Below are 23,001 nucleotides of genomic sequence, written 5' to 3' on the forward strand. Positions count from 1 at the left end.
ACCTTTAAAGAAAAGTATTATGAACATGAAAACTCTGACAGGAACCAGCGCATTCCGGGTATTGAGCCTATTGCTGTGTTTCTGCTTCTTCATCCCTGCGATGAATGCGAGCGCTTCCAGTCTGCAAGCAGACAAGTTTAAAGTTTCCGGTATTGTAAAAGATGCCACAGGCGAGTCGGTTATCGGTGCCAGTGTGGTCGAAAAAGGAACCACCAATGGAACGGTTACTGATCTGGATGGAAATTTCAATCTCTTGGTGACTTCTAATTCTACTATCGTTATTTCTTTTATCGGGTATTCCGATCAGGAATTTCGTATTTCGAAAGACAATACGGTACTGAATGTCAATCTGAAGGAAGATACGGAAATGATTGACGAAGTGGTAGTGGTCGGCTATGGCGTACAGAAGAAGGAAAACCTGACGGGTTCTGTAGCTGCTGTAAATTTCAAGGATGTGGCTTCTATGCCGGTAGCGAATACTGCCAATATGCTTCAGGGACGTTTGCCGGGTGTGATGTTGACTAACAATGGTGCCCAGGCGGGGCATGACAGTCCTGAAATCCGCATCCGTGGTGTGGGAACTTTTGAACACAATGATCCGATGGTTCTGATAGATGGAGTGGAAAGCTCGGTGAGCCAGATCGCGGAGATCCCTGCTGACGATATTGAAAGTGTTTCTGTATTGAAGGATGCGGCTTCGGCTTCTATCTATGGTGTACGTGCCGCTAACGGTGTTATTCTGGTGACTACCAAGCGGGGTGGTGAGCAGAAACCTGCTATTACGTATTCCGGTAGTATCGCTTTGCAGGAAGCTACCGTGTTGCCCGATTATGTGAACTCTTATGAATGGGCGAAGATGTATAATGAATGCTGGCCTTCCAAGGCATATACGGATGATATGTTGCAAAAATTACAGAACGGATCAGATCCTGATCACTTCGCTAATACCAACTGGGCGAAGGAAATGTTTCGTACGGCAGCCATGCACCAACACCATTTGTCTGTGAACGGTGGTAGTAAAGCGGTACATTACATGATTTCCACTCAATATTTCCGGCAGGATGGTATCTTGCGCGAAACAGCCAATCAACGTTTCAATTTCCGTTCCAATCTGGATGCACAACTGGGTATTGTAAAATTGGGCTTGAATCTTTCGGGAAGCCGTCAGAATATTGATGAGCCTACCACCAGCGTTACCGGTGAAGGTTTGATGCGTTACCTCACTTGGTTTACCCGTCCTACTGTTCCGGTGCATTACTCCAATGGACATTACGGATTCCTGGATGGAAATCCCAACATTTCCCAATCCGTGTTCAAAAACCCGATTGAAGCTTTGAATATGGGATACAAGGATAACAAGCATTATCGTTTTGATGGTAAGTTCTTTGGTGAGATTGATCTTATGAAAGGATTGAAATTCCGTTCAAGCCTGGCTTATAAATACTATATGAATGATGTGACTACTTTCAATCCGAAGAATAACATAAGATATGATGCGGAAGGAAATGCGCTGACCACAGTCGGCACCAATAAACTGACAGACTATCATTATCTGGAAACAACTTATATCAATGAGAATATCCTGACCTATGACTTCTCTGTAGGAAACCATTCGTTCAATCTGCTGGCTGGTCATTCTATCCAGGCTACCCGTTGGGACAAGAATGAGGCGTCCAAGCAAGGATTTGCTACCGATAATATTTATGAGATGGATGGAGGCACGATGAATGACCATGTATCCGGATCAGCGGAGGAAAGTTCCTTGCAGTCATTCTTCGGACGTCTGAATTATAATTACGGAGGTCGTTATCTGCTGGAAATGAATGTCCGTCATGATGGTTCGTCACGTATGCCCAAAGCACATCGTTATGCCACTTTCCCGTCATTCTCGGGTGCATGGATCATGACGAATGAAAAATTTATGGAAAATGTGAAGTTCCTCCACTCGTTGAAATTGCGTGGCAGCTGGGGTAAATTGGGAAACCAGGAAATAGGTAATTATGCTTATGCTGCTACATTGGCGGCTAGTGGCAGTTACTATTTCGGCGATAACAAGCAGATTGGTATGAAGACCACCAAGATTCCTAATGAAAACATTAAATGGGAAACCACCACAATTACGGACTTTGGTTTTGATGCTGCGTTCTGGGGTGGAAAGATTAATGTTACTTTCGACTGGTATGAGAAAAACACCTCGGATATCTTGATGAAACTGGCTATGCCGGGTATCTTCCTGGGTTCATTGAGCGCTCCTTATCAGAATGCGGGAAAAGTCCGTAACCGTGGTTGGGAATTGGCGGCTAACTATTTCGATCAGAAAGGTGACTGGGCATGGCAGGCAGGCTTCTCACTTTCAGGTGTGAAGAATGAGATTACCGATATGAAAGGGGTGGAAGATATCGGTAATAATACGATTAATCGTGAAGGCGAAGCTATCGGTTCTTATTATGGATTGAAAGCTGTCGGTATCTATCGTACTCAGGCGGATCTGGATCGTGTGAATGTGAACGGACAGAAGATCCTGCAAAATAATCAGGAGCCGCAATTGGGTGATATCATGTATGAGGATATAGATAATAATGGCAACATCAATGATGCCGACCGTACTATTATCGGAAATCCGTTCCCTAAATTGCAGTATTCTTTTAACTTGGGATTCTCTTATAAAGATTTTGATGTTAATACATTCTGGCAGGGTATTGCAGGGGTCTATCGTTATAATTGGGATGAGACCACTATTTCCAATGGTGGAAACAAGACTAGCCGCTGGCTGGACAGATGGTCTGAAAGTAACCCGAATGGAAGTATGCCTCGTTTGGGAGGTACCATTAATAATAACTATTCTTCATTTTGGTTGACAAAAGGCGATTATTTGCGTCTGAAGAATTTGGAAATCGGATATACTTTCAGACAAAGAGAGTTTTTGACCAAGCTGGGTGTTCAGAGTGTCAGACTTTATTTGGCAGGAACTAATTTGCTAACTTTCACTCCCTTGGATGATTATGATCCAGAAAAGTTGAGCACAGATTCCCGTAATGATGTGCATCCCAATACAAGAACTTATTCATTTGGTGTTAACGTTAAATTTTAAAAGCAACAACTATGAAATCAATTAATAAATTTATAGGGCTGGCTCTATTGTCAGGGGCTTTGCTGACTTCTTGCTCTGACAGTTTTTTGCAGAGGAACTCATTGACAGAATCTTCGTCCAATACATTCTGGCAGACGCCGGAGGATGCACTGATGGCGCTGGCGTCTTGTTATGACGCTTTGCAGAGCAATCAACTTTATAATTCCGACCAATATTCACTGGGCCCGTTGTACATGGATTGTATATCGGATAATGGCGGTCATTTCAACTGGAGCGGCTGGATGGAAGGTTATGACATGGCTATGGGGATTCATACTCCCAGCTCTTCTATTATTGGTAGTTACTGGAAAGATTGCTATGAGGTGATCAGTCGTTGCAATGTGTTGATAGCCAATATTGACAGAGTGGATATGGATGTCTCGCAAAAAGCTGTTTATCTGGCTGAGGCAAAGACTCTACGTGCATTGATGTATATAAACCTAACCATGACGTATCAAGATGTTCCTTTCCTGACCGCCCCTCTGACCATTGACGAGGCTGAATGTGAGAAGACAGACCGTGCTACTATTGTGGCTCATATTATGACTGATTTGCAAGATGCGGCTGAAGTACTTCCTGTCAAAGCTTCTTCACGGGGACATATCACCAAAGGAGCAGCTCTTTCCTTACTGGGGCGTGTGGCTTTGTATAATGAGAAATGGGATGAGGCGATTACTGCCTATAAGCAGGTACAGGGCTTGGGATATTCACTTGATCCGAGTTATGCCAAACTGTTTACTCAAAGTGGAGAGACTTCTCCTGAAATCATTTTTGCGGTCCGTTATGAAGGGCCGGGTATGAGTGAAGGCGCTGCTTTTAATGCGCATTGGAATACTCCGCTGGAAGCGATGAACGGTACGATTGATTTGGCGGATGCTTATTATTGTAAAGACGGTAAACCGACTGCTGATACCAAGATTGCCGAATTAAACGGTGAGGGTGGCTTGGATGTCAGCAAGCCTAATCCGGCTCATTTTGAAAATCGTGATCCGCGTTTGTATAGTACTTTGTTTGTTCCCGGTATGCTTTGGAACGGTAAAGGGGGGATAGATAGTTCGGCTTCCAATCCGTATGCTAATATATATGGTGGAGCTGCTGCTGCTCTCTCTACCGTATATGTTTATAAATATTTCGATTCTACGGATACTTCTAACTCTTGGGATAACGGACAAGACTTTTATGTGGTGCGTTATGCCGAAGTTTTGTTATCTTTGGCTGAAGCGATGGTACAGAAAGGCGGCTATGTTTATAGTGATGTTACTGCTTTAGTTAATGAAGTGCGACAACGTGCGGATGTGAATATGCCTACTGTAGAGGAGGTAGAAGGTACTGTGCTTTCTAAAGACGAGTTGCTGGGGGTCATCAAGCATGAACGTCGTGTGGAATTGGCTTTTGAAGGTTTGCGCTTGTTCGACCTTTATCGTTGGAAAGAACTGGATAAGGCGGTTGCTAATATTGAGAATGAACGTACTACATACAGTCTGGCGTATGAGGCGCGCAAGTTCAACGGTGAAAGAGATTATGTATGGCCTTTGCCGACTGCCGAACTGGATACTAACAAGAAACTGGTTCAGCACAACTTGTGGAAGTAATGTAGGGTGCGGGTTTTCATCACAGGTTACACGGATTGTTACAAAGGAGTATGAATTAGATAAGTTTTAAATCAAAAAAAACGGTGTAGATCTGTGTAAACTGTGCTGAATCCTGATAGTCCTGACAACTTCTGAAATAAATTGATAACCTTTTAAAAACGGAAGAGAAATGAGAAAAACAATGATCCTTCTTTTATTTTCCTTCCTGTTGGCAGCATGTTCCGATAGCCCTGTGTGCTATTATCTGGATGCTGCCGGCGGCGATGATAATAATAGCGGGCTGGCACCCGATGAAGCATGGAAAAGTCTGGAAAAACTACATGGAGTGAAATTGCTGCCGGGCAATAAAGTTTTGTTGAAGCGTGGTGAGGTTTTTAATGGCGAACTTGAAATCACCGGGCAGGGTGTACCCGAAGACCGTATTTATATAGATGCCTATGGTGATGATGAACGGAAACCTTGCATTGTGGGATATGATACCTCCTTGTATGCAGCCCGTATCTGTAATTCGGACTATATAACGATGCAGAATTTGGAAATCGTGAATACAGGCAGACAGCCTCTACCTTATCGTTCGGGCTTGAAGATAGAGTGTATGGACTATGGCGTATCACAGAACATTGTTGTCAAGAATGTGACTGTGCGGGATGTCAATGGTTCGTTGGTAAAGGAAAAAGGCGGAGGATGCGGCATTTATATAGTAAATGGCGGTAAAGAGAAAATTTCAACATTCAATAGGTTAACCATAGAGAACTGCCATATTTTGAGATGTGCCCGTAACGCCATGATTTGGGCCGCTTATAGCGACCGGCAGAACTGGCATCCCAACAAGCATACCGTGATACGGGGAAATCTGATCGAGAAAGTGCCAGGTGATGGTATTGTACCTATCGGTTGTGACAGTACTTTGATAGAATACAATGTAATGCGTGATTGTCCCGATGTACTTCCTGAGACAGAGGCGGCGGCAGGTATTTGGCCTTGGAGCTGTGACAACACTTTGGTACAGTTCAATGAGGTAAGTGATCATAAGGCTCCGTGGGATGCACAGGGATTTGACTCGGACTGGAATTGTACGGGAACTGTTATCCAATATAATTATAGTCATGATAACTATGGTGGCTTGGTACTGGTTTGCAATGACGGTACGGCCGACGCATCTTTTAATGTGGGTAACTTGGGTACTATTGTCCGTTACAATGTGAGCATAGGCGATGGAGTACGTCCCAAACCTACCCGTGCGGGTATGTTTTCACCGGCTGTTCATCTGGCAGGTCCTGTAAAGGACAGTCACATCACCCGTAACATTATTCATGCGAATCGTAAACCGGCGGCTGATATTGACCGTACGATGATTACTTTGGATTCATGGGGCGGATATCCGGACAGTACATTTATTGGCGGGAATATTTTTTATACTTCTGAATCCAGCAGATTCCAACTGACGGAGTCCACTCATAATTTCTTTGAAGGCAATTATTTCCTTGGCCGGTTCGAGAAGTTGCCTGAAGATGGTAAAGCCTGCCAACTGACTGATATTTATCAGCAGGAAGTGCTGGCGAAGGACGAGAACGGTTATCAGGGATTGGCTTTGTTGATGGATACGGTGGAAGTGGCTGGAGCAAAAGGAATTTTTGTCAATAAGGAGGCTATTGAGAATTTCTTTAGCCGGTTAGAGAAATAGGCAAATAATAGCTGTGATTTTATGAAAGTTCAAAGACCGTGTTGCAAGGGTCTTTGAACTTTCTTTATTTTACATAGATCGTTTGTCTTATTCCCTTGTCATTTGTTATTTGCTTCCTGATATCCTGATAGTAAAAAAGATGATTTGCCCCATCCTGGTTCAAATCATCTTTTAAATCTCCCCGTCGGGGGAAGACTATAAAAATATTATTTGGGTAGATTAAAAGCTACACTCATTTCTTTCATCTGTTCCTGGCTCATGCCGTCAGGCTCAAATCCCATATTCTTGGCGGCAATGTAAATCAATGCGGATTTGTTTAAGACATCAATTTGGTCGAATGCGGCCATTACGTCACGGTCTACAGCGAAGATTCCGTGTTTTTCCCACATTACTACATCATAGTCAGCCAATTCCTTGATGGTTGCATCAGCTAGTTCTACAGAGCTAGGCAATTGGTAAGGGATCATACCCAGACCACGTGGGCAGAATGCCTTTGTTTCGGGAATCATGCTCCATAACAGATTAGTTGCCACATCTTTTTCCATGAACTTCTTGTTGTGAGACAAAGCGATCAGTTCAATGGGATGTGTATGTACGGATGCTTTATAAGGAGAGCCTGTACTGATCAGGTAATTGTGTACACTCAGGTGGGAAGGTACTTCCGAAGTAGGTTGAACCGGTTTGTCGGCAATGATGACATAACTTGCGCAGTCGTCCAGAATACGGATGACGGAGCCGTTGTCCATAGGCCAGCGTGCCAGATCACGCATACGCATATTGGTTCCTTTGCAATAAAAATAACAGCCTTTCAAGTGGGGCAGTGTTACACCGATTTGTTTTACTTCGCTGATAGCGGGCATCCGGCGGATTTCATCGTCTACATATTCGGTGATATTGACGGTGATATTACCTCCGTTGCGTTCTGCCCATCCTTTTTGCCACAGATATCCGGCTACTTCGGCTACTTTATTCACCTCTTTGGCCAATTCGGGGCGGTTGTCTAAGATTGATTTCATATCTTTTTTTATTTGATTGTTCATAGAGTCCTGCTATTCATTTTTTACACTGAATGACAGCATGCTACAAATATAGTAATTCTTTTAGAATAAATTAGGGAATACAAGAGAAAAGATAAGAACGACCAGTCCGGTTACCAAAACTGTGATAGTCTGAGTGGATACGCCTTTCCATTCTTTTAACAAGATTCCCCATACGTTACTGAAAGTAACATTCAAAGCCATCAATATACACCATGAGAAGGCTAGCAGCACGGGGCTTCCGGTCAGGAAACTTTTACCCATTTCCAGCCCGAAGAATTGCATATACCATAGTACTCCTGCCAAGGCGCAGAATATCAGGTTATTTCCCCATACATTGCCTTTGGCATAATCGCTCAGGGTCTTGTTGGCTACATTTTGTTGCAGACAGTAAACGGCATTGGTCAAAAAGCCTCCCAATGTTACCAGGAAGATGACAGGAAGTCCTGCATAAAGACCTTCTACGCCTCCTGCCAGCGCAGCTTCCTTGATGGGCGTTCCGGCATCGAGTCCCAAAGCGAAACAGGCGCTCATCACACCTGCCAGCAAGGCTACCAACAGTCCTTTGGTCAGAGCGAAGTCTTTCACTGCCGCACGTTTTTCTTCCTCGCTCATGTTCTTGGCGCGAAGACTGCCGGCATATCCGATAATAGCAATGCCCGACAAGGTGATACATACTCCCAGTAAAAGAATAAGTCCGTTCCCTTCGAACAGGTTTGTTCCGGCAAAGATGGCGGGGAAGAGCGTTCCGAATCCGGCACAAGTACCCAGTGCGATACTTTGCCCTAAGGCTACTCCCAGATAGCGCATGGAAAGGCCGAAGGTGAGGCCGCCCACTCCCCATAATATACCATAAAAGATGCTCATCAGAGCACCTCCCGCTCCCCAAAGGTCAAACAGACTGCCTCCTTGGGGGATACCTAGCAACGCACCTGATAGTGGGAACACTAGCCAGGCGAATACACCTTGTATCAGCCAGAAACTTTCCCAACTCCATTCTTTTACCTTTTTAATAGGTACGTATGAACTGGATTGGCAGAAACTTCCTATGGCGATAATGATTAATCCGATAATGATTTCCATTGTTTATACTCTTTAAAACCACAAATACGTTCTCTGTGGGGCAGGCTTTTGGAGCTGCTCCTACAGAGGACGATTTTGCGGTTGGGGGTTGATTAGCGTTTAGAAGTAACTTCTGCTTCGTATTTCTCTACTTCTGCAATGAATTCTTCGCCTACGGGTACATTGTTCTTCAAGCAGAACATATCCCATACTGCATTCCAAGGCAAAGCTTTTTCTTCTTCGAGCAGAGCCAGACGTTGGAAACCTTGTCCGTTTGCTTCGTATTCGCGCAGTTTGGCAATCGGTTCCAACAAAGCACGTACCATACATTTCTGAGCCGCACGGCTGCCGATGACGTATGCACCGATACGGTTGATGGAAGCATCGAAATAGTCAAGCCCGTAGTGTACACGGTCCAAAGCGTTGCAACGAACGATTTCGCTGAACAATTCCATTGTGGGGTCGTCCATGATAGTTACGTGGTCTGAATCCCAACGTACGGGGCGGCTTACGTGCAGCATCAATTCGGGAACATACAGCAACAAAGAAGAAACTTTGTCAGCAACACTTTCTGTCGGGTGGAAATGACCGGTATCCAAGGTGATCATCTTGTTGTTCTTGGCGCCATAGCCGATATAGAAGTCATTGGAACCTACTGTATAGCTTTCCAGTCCGATACCGAATACTTTTGATTCGATACAGTCTTTCATATTCTTATACTCTGTTGCGAAAATCTGATCCAGAGAGTCTTTCAACAAAGCACGGTATTTCATGCGGTTTACGGTGATGTCTTTGCTGCCATCGTGTACCCACAGGTTCATGATACAAGGATCGCCTTGGGCTTTACCCATTTCTTCGGCTACGGCACGGCAACGTTTGGTATGTTCAATCCAGAAATTGCGGATACCTTCATCAGGATTTGCCAAAGACAGGTCACCACTTTTGGGATGTGAGAATGAAGTAGAGTTGAAATCCAGTTTCATGTTGTTTTCCTTACCCCATTCAATCCAGCTCTTGAAATGTTCGGGTTCTACTTCGTCACGATCTACTACTTTCCCTTGAAAATCGCCATAGATTTCGTGCAGATTCAAACGGTGGGTACCCGGTATGTATGAAGCGGCTTTCAGAATGTCTGCACGCAGTTCGTCGATGTTGCGGGCTTTGCCGGGATAGTTGCCTGTAGCCTGGATACCACCGGTCAATGAACCAGCCTGAACTTCAAAACCGGTAACATCGTCTGCTTGCCAGCAATGCAGTGACAGGTGGAAGTTCTGCATGGTTTCCATCACTTTTTCTGTGTCGACACCTACAGCGGCATAACGCTCTTTTGCAATCTCATACGCTTTATTAATCAATTCTTCTTTCATGATATTATTTGTTTAATGAATAAATTTCAAGGTGAATATTAAATGTCTTCTCTATAATGAGCTAAATACGTTTTATATGCTTCTTCCCATTCTTCGGCTTGCTGGGGTTCGAAGGAAACGGTTTCTATGGAAGTGCTGATCAGTTGGCGCATGGCCGCAATGTCGCTGACCAGTCCGTTGGCTTTTGCCTGCAACATAATGTTTCCGATGGCTGTTCCTTCACTGGGACCTGCTACAACAGGTACGCCTACTGCATTACAAGTGAACTGGTTCAACAGATTGTTTCGTGAGCCGCCACCGATAATGTGCAGCTTTTCGATGGGGAACGGGGCCATTTGCTGCAAATAGCCGAATATTTGTTTGTAGCGCAGGGCAAGGCTGTCGAAAATGCAACGGGTGATTTCGCCGTAACTCTGTGGCACAGGTTGGTTGGTTTCCTTACAATAATGCCCGATGGCTTGAATCATGGATGTCGGATTGGCGAAACAGGGAGCGTCGGGATTGATCACACTGCGGAAAGCGGGAACTGCCAGAGCGGCATCTATCAGTTCTGTATAAGAATAGTTGTTGGTTGCCTCCCATTCCTTGCGGCAGCGTTCCAACAGCCACATGCCGCAGATGTTTTTCAGGAACCGGGTCGTTCCTTCCACTCCTCCCTCGTTTGTGAAGTTCTGTTCGAAACTTTCCTTGTTTATAATGGCATCTTTCACTTCAATTCCCATCAGACTCCACGTGCCTGAGCTCAGATAAGCGAATCTTTCATCTTGCGCTGGTACGGCTGCTACGGCTGATCCTGTGTCATGACCGGCAACGGCAATGACTGGAATAGCCCCCAGACCTGTGATCTTTTGCACTTCTTCTGTCAGCACTCCGATAGGTTCTCCCGGGAAAACGAAACGGCCGAATTGCTCTTCCTTGATCCCTGCTATATCCAGCAGTTCCTTTTCAAAGCGTTTGGTACGCGGATTCAACATTTGAGAGGTGGAAGCGATGGTATATTCTGTTACCATCTTGCCTGTAAGCATATAGCTTAAAGCATCCGGCATGAACAGTATTTTATCTGCCGCTTCCAAGGCCGAGCAATGATTGCGGTGAAGAGTTGACAGTTGGAACAGAGAATTGAAATTCATAATCTGAATTCCGGTAATGTCATATACCCGTTCACGGGAAATATGGGTGAAATATTCTTCGGGCGCGCCTACAGTGTGTGGGTCACGATAGCAGTAAGGATTGCGAAGCAATTCTCCGTCTTTGCCCACTAATACAAAATCCACTCCCCAAGTATCGATACCGATGGACCGGATAGGTAAATTGTCTTTTGCTACGACTTTCAGCCCTCTGATGATTTCATTGTATAGGGCGTAAATATCCCAATAACAATGTCCTCCGGTTTCTATAATATGGTTGGGGAAACGAGTCAGTTCTTTCAACTCCATTTTGCCTTCTCCCAGACAACCTAAGATGGTACGTCCGCTGGTGGCTCCCAGATCTACCGCAAAGAAATAAGTGTGTTCCATGCCTTTAATTTTGATTTTAAGGAATTAATAGTGCTACAAAAATAGATTATTCTCCCGAAAGTCGCCCTTGTTTTTTTGATATTATAACTGTTGGATTTGGTTGTACCTGTCGTAAAACATAATATTGTCACTTTTTTAGGAAGGTTCTTGGCGAAATGACGGAATATCAAGGCCTTCGCCATATATAGCGGGATAAGGTTAGGAGTAATTATGGGGAAAATTACACAGCATGTTGTTTTTTTGTTGGCTGGTTGTGGCTGTAAGCGTCAGTGCTTGGGCTGCAAGAGAAGATATGTCATTCGTGACTTTTGCTGACCCTTATAGACCGGATTTTTGCTAAAAACTTGCATAAAAGCGTAAAAATATTCCTCTTTTTGTATCTATATTCCCAAATATTCCGTAATTTTGCCTCCGAATCAGAATAATTATGCAGTATGAAGAGCAAGAATAGCAGACTTGATGCCATTAAGATTATTATTTCGAGCAAAGAAATAGGTAGTCAGGAAGAGTTGTTGCAGGAATTGTCGAAAGAAGGATTCCAATTGACACAAGCTACTTTGTCACGTGATTTGAAACAGTTGAAAGTGGCGAAGGCAGCCAGTATGAACGGGAATTATGTATATGTATTACCCAATAATACCATGTACAAACGCATGACCGAGCAACATTCGGCCGGTGAGATGTTGATGCATAATGGATTTATTTCCATTGAATTCTCGGCTAATCTGGCAGTCATCAAGACTCGTCCCGGATATGCGAGCAGCCTGGCATACGATATTGACAGCCGGAACTTTGACGAAATATTGGGAACTATCGCCGGAGATGACACCATCATGCTTGTGGTTCGTGAAGGCTGCACAAGAGCAGGGGTGAAAAATGCACTTGCGTTGATTATACCGAATATACAGTAAAATAATATAGATTAAAGAAGGAAATGGATGTTAAACAAGTGGATGTGATGGTGGCGGATGCCTCACATGAAGTTTACGTTGATAAAATTTTAGATACCATCAGGGAAGCAGCTAAGGTACGCGGAACGGGCATCGCAGAACGCACGCATGAATATGTAGCGACGAAGATGAAAGAAGGAAAGGCGATTATCGCTTTATGTGGAGAGGATTTTGCAGGTTTTACCTACATTGAGTCATGGGGGAACAAACAATATGTAGCGACCTCGGGTTTGATTGTACATCCCAATTATAGGGGCTTGGGACTCGCTAAGCGTATAAAGGCGGCTTCGTTCCGCTTGGCGCGTTTGCGATGGCCTAAGGCAAAGATATTCAGTCTGACCAGTGGGGCGGCAGTCATGAAAATGAATACGGAATTGGGATATGTTCCCGTAACTTTTAATGAGCTGACTGACGATGAATCTTTCTGGAAAGGTTGTGAAGGATGTACCAATCACGATATATTAGTGGCAAAGAATCGTAAGTTTTGTATTTGTACAGCCATGCTTTACGATCCGGCTTTGCACGAGGAGGACACTATTTAATAAATTAAAAATTAAGAATTAAAAATGAAAGGATGGTTGCGCGTTCATGCGTTTGTTTTTCAATTTTTAATTCTCAATTAAAACAATATCATTATGGAAGAAAAGAAGAAAAAAGTTGTAGTGGCGTTCAGTGGGGGGCTTGATACCTCTTTCACTGTAATGTATCTGGCTAAGGAAAAAGGGTATGAAGTGTATGCAGCTTGTGCAAACACCGGTGGCTTCAGTGCGGAACAACTGAAGCAGAATGAAGAGAACGCTTACAAACTGGGTGCTGTGAAATATGTGACACTGGATGTAACTCGGGAATACTATGAAAAGAGCTTGAAATATATGGTATTCGGTAACGTGCTCCGTAACGGTACTTATCCTATTTCTGTCAGTTCCGAACGTATCTTCCAAGGATTGGCTATAGCACGTTATGCGAATGAGATAGGTGCGGACGCTATCGCACACGGATCGACCGGTGCCGGTAATGACCAGATCCGTTTCGATATGACTTTCCTGGTACTGGCTCCTGGGGTTGAAATCATTACGCTGACCCGTGACATGGCATTAAGCCGTCAGCAGGAAATCGATTATTTGAACGAACATGGTTTTGCGGCTGACTTTACAAAATTGAAATATTCTTATAATGTAGGCCTTTGGGGAACTTCTATCTGTGGCGGGGAAATATTGGACTCTGCGCAAGGTTTGCCCGAAAGCGCTTATTTGAAACAAGTGACTAAGAAGGGAAGCGAGCAGCTTCGTCTTACCTTTGAAAAAGGTGAGCTGAAAGCTGTTAATGACGAGAAGTTTGACGATCCTATCAAGGCTATTCAGAAAGTGGAGGAGATCGGCGCACCTTACGGTATCGGGCGTGACATGCACGTGGGAGATACCATTATCGGTATCAAAGGCCGCGTGGGGTTCGAGGCTGCCGCTCCGATGCTGATTATCGGCGCTCATCGTTTCCTTGAAAAATATACGTTGAGCAAATGGCAGCAATATTGGAAAGACCAGGTTGCCAACTGGTATGGAATGTTCCTGCATGAAAGCCAGTATCTGGAACCGGTAATGCGCGATATTGAGGCCATGTTACAGGAGTCCCAGCGTAATGTGAACGGTACGGCTATCTTGGAACTCCGTCCGCTTTCATTCTCTACCGTGGGTGTTGAATCGAAAGATGATCTGGTGAAGACCAAATTCGGTGAATACGGTGAAATGCAGAAGGGCTGGACGGCGGAGGATGCCAAAGGCTTTATCAAAGTGACTTCTACACCTTTGCGTGTTTATTATAATAACCACAAGGACGAAGAAATTTAATAAGTATGATTAAAGTAGGAATTATCGGTGGGGCAGGTTATACGGCAGGCGAATTGATCCGTCTGCTGATCAATCACCCCGATGTAGACATAAAGTTTATAAATAGCAGCAGTAACGCCGGCAATAAGATTACCGACGTACATGAGGGGCTCTATGGTGAAACGGATTTGGTTTTTACCGACGAACTTCCTTTGGATGAGATTGATGTATTGTTCTTCTGTACGGCTCATGGGGATACGAAGAAGTTCATGGATAGCCACAACGTACCCGAAGATTTGAAAATCATCGACCTCAGCATGGATTACCGCATCAAGAGTGACGACCATGACTTCATTTATGGTCTGCCGGAACTGAACCGCCGTGCTATCTGCCATAGCAAGCACGTGGCCAATCCGGGATGTTTTGCTACTTGTATCCAGCTGGGTCTGTTGCCGCTGGCCAAACATCTGTTACTGAACGGGGATGTGATGGTAAATGCCATCACCGGAAGCACAGGGGCAGGGGTGAAACCGGGTGCTACCAGCCATTTCAGCTGGCGTAATAATAATATGAGCATCTATAAACCGTTTTCTCATCAGCATGTTCCCGAAATCAAGCAGTCATTGAAGCAGTTGCAGAACAGCTTCGATGCTGAAATAGATTTCATCCCTTACCGGGGCGATTTCCCGCGTGGTATCTTTGCTACTTTGGTTATCAAGTGCAAAGTGGAACTGGAAGAATTGGTGAAGATGTATCAAGATTACTATGCCGAGGATTCTTTTGTTCATATTGTAGATAAAAATATAGACTTGAAGCAGGTGGTGAACACCAACAAGTGTCTGATTCATCTGGAGAAACATGGCGATAAGCTGCTGGTGATCTCTTGTATTGACAACTTGTTGAAAGGTGCGAGCGGACAAGCGGTTCATAACATGAATCTCATGTTCAATCTGGAAGAGACTGTAGGGCTGAAGCTGAAACCGTCTGCTTTTTAATGAAAAAGAGATTATGAAATTATTCGATGTATATCCTCTTTTTGACATAAACATTGTCAAAGGGAAAGGTTGCCATGTATGGGATGATCAAGGTACGGAATACCTTGATCTGTATGGCGGCCATGCAGTTATCTCTATCGGTCACGCGCATCCGTACTATGTGGAGATGATAAGCAACCAGGTAGCACAGTTGGGATTTTATTCCAATTCGGTGATTAACAAGTTGCAGCAGGAAGTGGCAGACCGTTTGGGGAAACTTTCGGGCTACGATGATTATCAATTGTTCTTGATAAACAGTGGAGCCGAGGCAAATGAAAATGCGTTGAAACTGGCCTCTTTCTATAATGGCCGTAAGCGTGTGCTTTCTTTTTGTAAAGCATTTCATGGTCGTACTTCGCTGGCGGTGGAGGTAACCAATAATCCGAAAATAATAGCTCCGATTAATGATAACGGTCATGTGACTTATCTGCCTTTGAACGATATAGAAGCGGCTAAGGCGGAACTGGCGAAAGGAGATGTTTGTGCGGTGATAATCGAAGGTATTCAGGGAGTAGGAGGCATTCAAGTTCCGGAAGTGAAATTCTTGAAGGAACTGAGCAAGGCTTGTGAAGAAGCGGATGCTGTCCTGGTTCTGGATGAAATACAATCCGGTTACGGACGTAGCGGTAAGTTCTTCGCTCACCAACACGCAGGCATCCGCCCCGATATGATTACGGTAGCCAAAGGAATTGGCAATGGTTTCCCGATGGCCGGCGTTCTGATCAGCCCGAAATTCAAGCCGGTATATGGACAATTGGGGACAACTTTTGGTGGAAACCATCTGGCTTGTGCGGCTGCCATTGCAGTGCTTGATGTCATGAAAGGTGAGAATCTGGTAGAGAACGCTGCCCGGGTGGGCGCTCATCTGCTGAAAGAATTAAAGCAGTTCCCGCAAATAAAAGAGGTGCGTGGCGAAGGTTTGATGATTGGTATGGAGTTTGAGGAGCCGGTCAAGGAATTGCGTCGTCGCCTGCTGTTCGAACAGAAAGTATTTACCGGAGTCAGTGGTACTAATGTCATTCGTCTGCTTCCCCCTTTGTGCCTTACTATGGCAGAGGCTGATGAATTTATCGGACGCTTTCGTAAAGTGTTGGTATAAGCCGGAGATTCCGGAAGAATAATAATCAGCGAAAGAAAATAAAGCCTCGTCAGGAAACATTCCGGTTCCGGCGGGGTTTTATTTTGTATTCTTCCTCTCGGGCGGAAAACTCACATTCATCCCCTATTCGGCTCATCCTCTTCAAAGTCGTTTTATTTTTAGCTTTTCATCGTGCGTTCTTCTCTTTTTTCTTTTATCTTTGTAGCCATAGACTTAATCTTTTAATAATATGAAAGTAGCAATTATAGGTGCGGGAAATATGGGAGGAGCCATTGCCCGCGGCCTTGCCCAAGGCACAATTATTCCGGCGAGTGATGTAACAGTAGCCGATCCGTTCAGCGGAAGTCTGGAAACTTTGCAGGCGGATTATCCGGAGATTAATGTAACAACGGAAAATCCGAAAGCGATAAAGGATGCCGATATCGTTATTCTGGCAGTGAAACCATGGCTGATAGATCAGGTATTGAGTGTGATTCATCTGACTCCCCGGCAGGTATTGGTTTCTATCGCAGGGGGTGTAACCTTCGAACAGCTGGTGAAGAGTGTAGGCCCGGAACAGACCATATTCCGTCTGATACCCAACACCGCTATTTCTCAGTTGGAAAGTATGACCTTGATATCCAGTCGTAATGCCAGTAAGGAACAGGAACAACTGATGCTGGATATCTTTAATGAATTGGGCCTGGCTATGCTTATTCCCGAAAGTCAGATGGCTGCTACTACGGCTTTGACCTCATGCGGTATAGCATACGTGTTGAAATATATTCAGGCGGCTATGCAGGCGGGTATCGAATTGGGCATTTATCCGAAGAATGCGCAGAAAATGGTGGCCCAGTCGGTAAAAGGAGCTGCTTCACTGATCTTGAACAACGATACTCATCCCAGTGTGGAGATAGACAAGGTATGCACTCCCGGTGGCATGACTATCAAGGGCATTAATGAATTGGAACACGAAGGATTTGATTCAGCGATTATTAAAGCGATGAAAGCTTGTCTGAAATAGAGACGAATTTGTTAAAATGGCGTGGATAACACGATTCTTCTTTTTTTTAGGCATTGTGTTATCTACGTTCTATAGAAGCCCTTTTTACAGGTTTAATATAAAAATATTTTCACTTCTTTGCTTCTGGTTTCATTTTTCATGTTATCTTTGTTATAAAAGATAAGATCTAAATTAAAAGAGAACTATGATAAACACAGAATTGTTTAAAGAAGTGTCACCTCTGTCGGCCAAGGACTGCTTTATCTTGATAGAGCGTCAGAAATCGAATTTTAATTTCCCTATACATATACATCCCGAGTGCGAACTGAATTATATTGAAAATGCCAAAGGTGCGCAGCGCATTGTTGGCGATTCAATAGAGGAAATAGATGAAGAAGAGTTGGTACTTGTGACGAACCCGAAATTGGAGCATGCCTGGATGGATCATCATAAAACATCGCAGAATATTCATGAAATAACGATTCAGTTTCATTCGGATCTGCTGACTGAGGCATTTCTGAACAAGAACCAGATGATTAGTATTCAGCAGCTTTTCCGTCGTGCGGAGAAAGGGGTGGTGTTCAGTCGGGAGACAATAGCGAAAGTCCGTCCGTTGCTAAAGATTTTAACCTGCGAGAATGATAGTTTCTACTCCTTGATAAAGCTGCTTGTTATTCTTCATGAATTATCATTGGATAAAGGAATGCGCGAACTGTCAACGGGTCAGTTTGCCGCCAATATCGTTTCCAAGGAGCATAATGATACGAGGCTTAATAAGGTGGTAGATTACCTCAACCAGCATTTCTCGGAAGTGATCCGTCTTTCGGACGTGGCCGAAATGATGAATATGAGTGAGGCGTCTTTCTGTCGTTTTATCAAACAGCATACTTCTAAAAGTTTTATTGACTTTCTTACAGACATCCGTCTGGGAGCCGCTTCACGTGCTCTGATTGATTCCTCCTTGTCGATAGCAGAAATAGGATACGACTGCGGTTTTAATAATCTGTCCAATTTCAACCGTATCTTTAAGAAGAAAAAAGGGCTTACTCCCAGAGAATTCCGTGACAATTACCGTAAAAACAAGACTATTATTTAAAGGAGACAGAATCGTACGGTTATTGATTATAAACGAATGTTTAACATGCCACCACGCGGTACACATTCCCCTTGGCGGTATGCACCCGTTCGCCCAGCTGGGGCAGGATACGGCTCAGACTGTAGGCGGTCATGCCCCTCATGACCGAAGGATGGGCGGCTTTCATGCGCTCGAACAACTGGGTGGCGGAAAGGGTCAGCACTTCCTGCGGATGGTCCTCTTCGGTGGCAAAACGGAAGCAGAGGCGGAATACTTCCTCTTCGGGTATGTGTTTGTAGAACAGGGCGTTGTGCTGCTGCATGGCTTGTTCCTCTTCCTTGTTGAACCAGCTTCGCTCACCGGACAGAAGCTCCGCCTTGAGCTGGGCGTACAGCTGCTTGTGCTCTACGGGCGTGGCGCAGTCTATGGCGTGTTCCAGGCTGACACAGAGGAAGCGTCGTGAGCCGGTACGGTCCACCAGCAGGTCCTCCCGGTTGCTGGTGCCGATGAACGAGGCGATGCGGGGAAGTGCCGATGCACTGCGTTTGTAGGCCTTGCGGATGTTCAGTGCGGAGGCCTGCATCAGGTTCTTCAGCAAGGGCATTTTGGATGCGCCTAGTTTGTCAAACTCATCCAGGTTGATCAGGCCGTAGGCGGCCAGTCTGGCTTCGGCGGATGCCGGGGAGCTGAGGTCGTAACTTTCCGTGTAGTAGGCTTTCAGCGTATCGGGCATCAGCAGGCGGCAGAACGTACTTTTCCCCAGTCCCTGACGGCTGCTCACCAGCAGGGGGGCCACACTGTTGGCGCGGTTATTATCCGGATTAAGCTGCATCCATTGGGCGGAGAGCCCCAGCATCCAGCGGTGGAAACCGTTCACCCATACCGGGTCTTCGGACACCCGGCGGGCGAGTGCGGATACCCGGTCCGTTCCGTCCCATTCGGGGAGGTGCTCAAAGTAGGCGGTGAAGGGATGGTATTCGCTGATGCGGCGCGAGCGCACAAAGCGTTGGATGTCCCTGTCCCAGCAGTCTATGCCTGTTTCGATGGCTTCCATACTGAGCGAGTTCATCCATCGCTCGTCCACCTTGGTGTAGCGCAGGTGGGTGTCGGGAATGTCGTTTGCTATGTCTGTTATGTTTTCTATGTTTGCCACCTCGGTTTCCTCGGTAAGGACATTGAAGCGGAAACGGTAGCGGGAGGTGAGGAAAGCGGTCACCTCCTGCATCAGGGTACGTGATTTCGCCTTCCTGCCGGTATCTTCCGAGGGTGCTTGTTCCGTTTTCTTTTGAACGTCTTTCGTATGGGTGGAATGTTCCTTTGCTTTTTCGGTTGAGGCTGCCGGGCGTTTGTGGGAAACGTCCACATTTTCCGGCAGGTTGTCCTTGCCGTTTTCAGCGAGGAGCACCTGTGATCCGGTCACTTCTCTCACTCCGTCTTCGCCTGACACGATGTAGTGGTAACTGCCCGTGGGTGCCTTCCCGTCGGTGCGCGGAGTCCAGTTCAGTACCAGAGCCAGCTGCCCCTCGCGGATATCCAGTGCCAGACGCACACCGGGGATAGTGCGGCAAAGCGGCATCACTCCGTTGAGGGCGGATACGAGATCACGGCGCAATGTTCCCTCGGTGGGAACAGGGCTTGACAGGAATTTGCTTCCGAAGAAGACTGTTTTGAGAGTGGCGAATACATTCATAGGTTACTTTTTTTAGTTTGGCAAACTACAAATATACAACATAAAAAGGCGTTTGTCAAGAGGGGCGGGTAATAGGGTATGGAACTTGGTGCAGGATTCGATGAAACTTGGGGCAAGATCCGATGGGACTTGGTGCAAGATTTAATGGAACTTGGGGCAAAAATTCAATGGATACAGGGCACAATACATACGTATGTGTAGGCCGATGCTTGCGTATGTGTGCCCCGATGCTTATGTACGTGTGGGCTTACACGTTACTAACATGCGGGCTGACACGTTACTAATGTCGGGGCTTATACGTTACTAATGTTATTGTTGAATACGCCTTTATGTTTTTAAAATACACCTTGAGCTTTAAAAAATACGCCTTCAACTTTTAAGAAAACATCTTCAGGCTTTTAAAAAACAACTATACGTTTTTAAAACACGCCAGCTTGTTCAGTGCACAGACTTAGCCTGTTCAACGTACAGACTTAGCCTGTCCAGCTTACAGACCTGGTCTGTTCCGTGTATTACTCCCCCACTAATCCGATACGCTCCCTTTTCCCCTCATCCTGTCATCTTATGTAATATGCACAGAAAATCAGCCGGTTAAAGCTGAAACCACTTCCCCTCACTTCCATTTCAGCCCGTATCGTTTTGTCCCTTCACAAAAAATATGAAAGAACGGGCTGAAAGGAGGCTGACAAGACAATGACAGGATGTCCCTTCATAACCGGAACGCCTACGGGCAGGGTGTTTCAGCGATAGCTGAAAGGAGGAAAGAAACAACCGGCTTTTATCGTTGAGCCATTTAGGTTCACCTGTAAAATCATGGAGAGGACTTTCGCTCTTAAAGGATCATTTTGTTCTCCGGACTACTTCCGGAAGTGTTCTTGAGTCATCATTCTTTCTCATCAAGAAGTTTAGAGCGTTCATGACTTCATGCTCTTATTATGCCCTCACTACATCTTGAAGCATATATTACATTGAATTCCTGTTATTTTAAATGCTCTCTTTCTTGTTTTTTCATAAATGAGGTGTCTCTTATTCGGCGGGAAATCCATACCATTTTGATGTTTTTGATAAGATTTCATTGGTTTCTGATTGGATACTGTTTGTTGTATTATATAAAAGTGCTCATCTTTGCTATTACTTAATAAACCTATTTTCTAATCCATAAAAAACTAATTGTATGAAGAAAATGATCTCGATGCTTGCTGTTACTGTTTCAGCAGCGTGCTTATTGTCCTGTACAGATGCTACAGAACTCTCTCCGGTGGAGCAGGGTGCTGTGAACTCACGGAGTGTTTCGGGTGCTGATGTGGTTCTTCAATGGAACACGGAAGAGCAGACTATTGATGGATTTGGTGTGGCACAAGCCGGCTGGTCTGATTATTTGTATGCACATCGCAAACGTGATGAAATAATGGATACGATGTTTGGGCAGAATGGTCTTCGCCTTAGCATTCTGAGAGGAGAAGTATTTCCTCATTATGATGAGGCTACCTTTAATATGGATGAAAATATAGATTTGCCGTTAGACGATCCTTTCTTTGATATTGATTTTAACACAGACGCCCATCGGACGGAAGAGGCTGTTGCTCAGCGTAACGGGCAATTGTGGATTATGAAGAAGGCAAAACAGCAGTATGGGGTAGATAAATTGATTTTTTCTACTTGGTCTGCTCCGGCTTATATGAAGAGTAATGGAAGTACATCAAAAGGTTCTTTGAGCCGTAGTCATTATCAAGCCTTTGCTGATTATCTGTCTGCATTTTGTGACGCTTATACTAAGGCCGGTCTCCCCGTTTATGCCATTTCTCCTGCCAATGAGCCTGAATATGCAGCCGAGTGGAACTCCTGCCTTTGGTTGCCCGGTACCACCACTCTGGGGCCGTTTATTGTAAATAATTTGGGTCCGAAGTTGGCTCAGACTCATCCTGAGACAAAGATTATTTTTGGTGAGAATGCACAATGGTCGGCTATATTGGGCTTTGTAATGGGTAGCAAAAATTACGTTCGTGATATTTTGAACCTGAACACCCGGATTACTAACTTCCCGGTTATTGCTGCCGGACACGGATATATTGATCCTGTCACGAAAAAAGACCCGGCTATCGAGCCTTTTGATAAGGCCGAATCGAAAGGGATTCCTGTATGGTTGACCGAAATCAGTGACCCTTCGGAAAGTTACGATGCTACAATGACGAGCGGTTTGAAATGGGCGAAGAAATTCCACCGTTTTTTGTGTGAAGCTAATGCCGGAGCTATTGTATGGTGGGCGGGCGCTTTGCCTGACGGCTGGACTACGGAAGGTTTGATAAATATAGATAAGAATCGTGTGGACTATGAAGTGACGAAACGATGCGAAGTTTTTGGAAACTTCTCTCGTTACATTCCCGTGGGCAGCAAACGTATCTCGGCACAATACAATTCAGAATTGGGGTATATGGTGTCAGGGTATAAATATGATAAGTCGTATACAACTGTAGCCATCAATCCTTCGGACAGTGAAGTTGTCATTTCGCTGGCTCTCGAAGGAGCGCAGGTTTCCGGTGTTTTACAGGGTTATGTCACCGATGACACCCGTAAATGGGAGGCGGTGGAGGCTGCCTGGTCTGCCGATGGTGTCTATACATTGACCTTGCCTGCCCGTAGCGTGGTTTCCTATATCGGAACCGTGCAATAAGGAGGCGCAAAGAGGAGGCACTTCTGCCATCAATGGTTGAAGTAGCAGAAGAAAAAAGGATGTTTTTTGTAGAAGGATGCAAAGAACATCCTTTTTGGCTTAAAAAAGTAATTTTTGGTGTTTGCTGGAAATACGCCCGGTTCGGAGTGGGATAGCGTTCACTTTTAGTTGAAAGTGCGTCCAGTTTTGCTAGACGGTCGGAGCAGTACGCTTCATCATCCTTTTTCTTGTGGCCTTACCTGCTATTTGATCAGGATGAAGAAGCTAATGAAATACATCAATGCCAAT

At 45.0% G+C, this 23,001-nt stretch carries 16 protein-coding genes; 11 read left to right on the plus strand and 5 right to left on the minus strand.

The window, feature by feature from the left end:
* Positions 1–19: 19 nt before the first annotated feature.
* The 3 genes from ACYQ0C_RS01965 to ACYQ0C_RS01975 all read left to right on the plus strand — a co-directional run bounded on the left by ACYQ0C_RS01965 (position 20) and on the right by ACYQ0C_RS01975 (position 6,406).
* Complete coding sequence (locus ACYQ0C_RS01965; protein ID WP_016275369.1) at positions 20–3,091, plus strand: SusC/RagA family TonB-linked outer membrane protein; 3,072 nt, start codon at positions 20–22, stop codon at positions 3,089–3,091.
* 11 nt (positions 3,092–3,102) lie between these two features.
* Positions 3,103–4,722: a RagB/SusD family nutrient uptake outer membrane protein gene (locus ACYQ0C_RS01970; protein WP_016275370.1), complete on the plus strand. Its 1,620-nt coding sequence runs from the start codon at positions 3,103–3,105 to the stop codon at positions 4,720–4,722.
* Positions 4,723–4,891: 169 nt separating this feature from the next.
* Positions 4,892–6,406, plus strand: a complete 1,515-nt coding sequence (locus ACYQ0C_RS01975; protein ID WP_016275371.1) for a right-handed parallel beta-helix repeat-containing protein — start codon at positions 4,892–4,894, stop codon at positions 6,404–6,406.
* A gap of 206 nt (positions 6,407–6,612) precedes the next feature.
* Here the strand turns inward: ACYQ0C_RS01975 and rhaD are convergent, their stop codons facing one another.
* From rhaD to rhaB, 4 genes are all read right to left on the minus strand, one after another.
* On the minus strand, positions 6,613–7,422 hold the full coding sequence (gene rhaD / locus ACYQ0C_RS01980) for a rhamnulose-1-phosphate aldolase (protein ID WP_016275372.1): 810 nt from the start codon (positions 7,420–7,422) through the stop codon (positions 6,613–6,615).
* Positions 7,423–7,506: 84 nt separating this feature from the next.
* Positions 7,507–8,526 (minus strand): L-rhamnose/proton symporter RhaT, encoded by a 1,020-nt coding sequence (rhaT, locus tag ACYQ0C_RS01985; RefSeq protein WP_016275373.1) that lies wholly within the window; start codon positions 8,524–8,526, stop codon positions 7,507–7,509.
* A 92-nt stretch (positions 8,527–8,618) separates the two neighbouring features.
* Positions 8,619–9,875 (minus strand): L-rhamnose isomerase, encoded by a 1,257-nt coding sequence (locus tag ACYQ0C_RS01990; RefSeq protein ID WP_089503691.1) that lies wholly within the window; start codon positions 9,873–9,875, stop codon positions 8,619–8,621.
* Positions 9,876–9,910: 35 nt separating this feature from the next.
* Complete coding sequence (gene rhaB, locus ACYQ0C_RS01995) at positions 9,911–11,389, minus strand: rhamnulokinase (protein ID WP_016275375.1); 1,479 nt, start codon at positions 11,387–11,389, stop codon at positions 9,911–9,913.
* Positions 11,390–11,823: 434 nt separating this feature from the next.
* Between rhaB and argR the strand changes: the two genes are divergently transcribed.
* The 7 genes from argR (at position 11,824) to ACYQ0C_RS02030 (ending at position 18,373) form a co-directional block, all read left to right on the plus strand.
* Complete coding sequence (gene argR, locus ACYQ0C_RS02000) at positions 11,824–12,300, plus strand: arginine repressor (protein ID WP_016275376.1); 477 nt, start codon at positions 11,824–11,826, stop codon at positions 12,298–12,300.
* A gap of 23 nt (positions 12,301–12,323) precedes the next feature.
* The gene (locus ACYQ0C_RS02005) at positions 12,324–12,881 is read left to right on the plus strand and encodes a GNAT family N-acetyltransferase (protein WP_016275377.1); all 558 of its coding nucleotides are present in this window, start codon (positions 12,324–12,326) and stop codon (positions 12,879–12,881) included.
* A gap of 93 nt (positions 12,882–12,974) precedes the next feature.
* Positions 12,975–14,183 carry an argininosuccinate synthase gene (locus tag ACYQ0C_RS02010; RefSeq protein WP_016275378.1) on the plus strand — a complete coding sequence of 403 codons (1,209 nt, stop codon included), beginning with the start codon at positions 12,975–12,977 and terminating at the stop codon, positions 14,181–14,183.
* A 5-nt stretch (positions 14,184–14,188) separates the two neighbouring features.
* Positions 14,189–15,157, plus strand: a complete 969-nt coding sequence (gene argC, locus ACYQ0C_RS02015) for an N-acetyl-gamma-glutamyl-phosphate reductase (RefSeq protein WP_016275379.1) — start codon at positions 14,189–14,191, stop codon at positions 15,155–15,157.
* Positions 15,158–15,170: 13 nt separating this feature from the next.
* Positions 15,171–16,295 carry an aspartate aminotransferase family protein gene (locus ACYQ0C_RS02020; RefSeq protein WP_016275380.1) on the plus strand — a complete coding sequence of 375 codons (1,125 nt, stop codon included), beginning with the start codon at positions 15,171–15,173 and terminating at the stop codon, positions 16,293–16,295.
* 229 nt (positions 16,296–16,524) lie between these two features.
* Positions 16,525–17,298 (plus strand): pyrroline-5-carboxylate reductase, encoded by a 774-nt coding sequence (proC, locus tag ACYQ0C_RS02025; RefSeq protein WP_016275381.1) that lies wholly within the window; start codon positions 16,525–16,527, stop codon positions 17,296–17,298.
* Positions 17,299–17,482: 184 nt separating this feature from the next.
* On the plus strand, positions 17,483–18,373 hold the full coding sequence (locus tag ACYQ0C_RS02030) for an AraC family transcriptional regulator (protein WP_016275382.1): 891 nt from the start codon (positions 17,483–17,485) through the stop codon (positions 18,371–18,373).
* A 40-nt stretch (positions 18,374–18,413) separates the two neighbouring features.
* Here the strand turns inward: ACYQ0C_RS02030 and ACYQ0C_RS02035 are convergent, their stop codons facing one another.
* Positions 18,414–20,042, minus strand: a complete 1,629-nt coding sequence (locus tag ACYQ0C_RS02035; protein ID WP_459976804.1) for a VapE domain-containing protein — start codon at positions 20,040–20,042, stop codon at positions 18,414–18,416.
* Between the two features lie 1,174 nt (positions 20,043–21,216).
* On the opposite strand from ACYQ0C_RS02035, the gene ACYQ0C_RS02040 reads away from it, so the two are divergent.
* Positions 21,217–22,713: a glycoside hydrolase family 30 protein gene (locus ACYQ0C_RS02040; RefSeq protein ID WP_016275384.1), complete on the plus strand. Its 1,497-nt coding sequence runs from the start codon at positions 21,217–21,219 to the stop codon at positions 22,711–22,713.
* The last annotated feature ends 288 nt before the right edge of the window (positions 22,714–23,001 follow it).

The sequence above is a fragment of the Phocaeicola sartorii JCM 17136 = DSM 21941 genome (genome assembly GCF_054653615.1).

What these genes read in the sequence shown, in the direction of transcription:
- ACYQ0C_RS01970 (WP_016275370.1), top strand. Translation starts at nt 3,103, where the DNA reads ATGAAATCAATTAATAAATTTATAGGGCTGGCTCTATTGTCAGGGGCT.
- argR (WP_016275376.1), top strand. Translation starts at nt 11,824, where the DNA reads ATGAAGAGCAAGAATAGCAGACTTGATGCCATTAAGATTATTATTTCG.
- rhaT (WP_016275373.1), bottom strand. Translation starts at nt 8,526, where the DNA reads ATGGAAATCATTATCGGATTAATCATTATCGCCATAGGAAGTTTCTGC.
- rhaD (WP_016275372.1), bottom strand. Translation starts at nt 7,422, where the DNA reads ATGAAATCAATCTTAGACAACCGCCCCGAATTGGCCAAAGAGGTGAAT.
- ACYQ0C_RS01965 (WP_016275369.1), top strand. Translation starts at nt 20, where the DNA reads ATGAACATGAAAACTCTGACAGGAACCAGCGCATTCCGGGTATTGAGC.
- ACYQ0C_RS02010 (WP_016275378.1), top strand. Translation starts at nt 12,975, where the DNA reads ATGGAAGAAAAGAAGAAAAAAGTTGTAGTGGCGTTCAGTGGGGGGCTT.
- ACYQ0C_RS02020 (WP_016275380.1), top strand. Translation starts at nt 15,171, where the DNA reads ATGAAATTATTCGATGTATATCCTCTTTTTGACATAAACATTGTCAAA.
- proC (WP_016275381.1), top strand. Translation starts at nt 16,525, where the DNA reads ATGAAAGTAGCAATTATAGGTGCGGGAAATATGGGAGGAGCCATTGCC.
- ACYQ0C_RS01975 (WP_016275371.1), top strand. Translation starts at nt 4,892, where the DNA reads ATGAGAAAAACAATGATCCTTCTTTTATTTTCCTTCCTGTTGGCAGCA.
- ACYQ0C_RS02035 (WP_459976804.1), bottom strand. Translation starts at nt 20,042, where the DNA reads ATGAATGTATTCGCCACTCTCAAAACAGTCTTCTTCGGAAGCAAATTC.
- rhaB (WP_016275375.1), bottom strand. Translation starts at nt 11,389, where the DNA reads ATGGAACACACTTATTTCTTTGCGGTAGATCTGGGAGCCACCAGCGGA.
- argC (WP_016275379.1), top strand. Translation starts at nt 14,189, where the DNA reads ATGATTAAAGTAGGAATTATCGGTGGGGCAGGTTATACGGCAGGCGAA.
- ACYQ0C_RS02005 (WP_016275377.1), top strand. Translation starts at nt 12,324, where the DNA reads ATGGATGTTAAACAAGTGGATGTGATGGTGGCGGATGCCTCACATGAA.
- ACYQ0C_RS02030 (WP_016275382.1), top strand. Translation starts at nt 17,483, where the DNA reads ATGATAAACACAGAATTGTTTAAAGAAGTGTCACCTCTGTCGGCCAAG.
- ACYQ0C_RS02040 (WP_016275384.1), top strand. Translation starts at nt 21,217, where the DNA reads ATGAAGAAAATGATCTCGATGCTTGCTGTTACTGTTTCAGCAGCGTGC.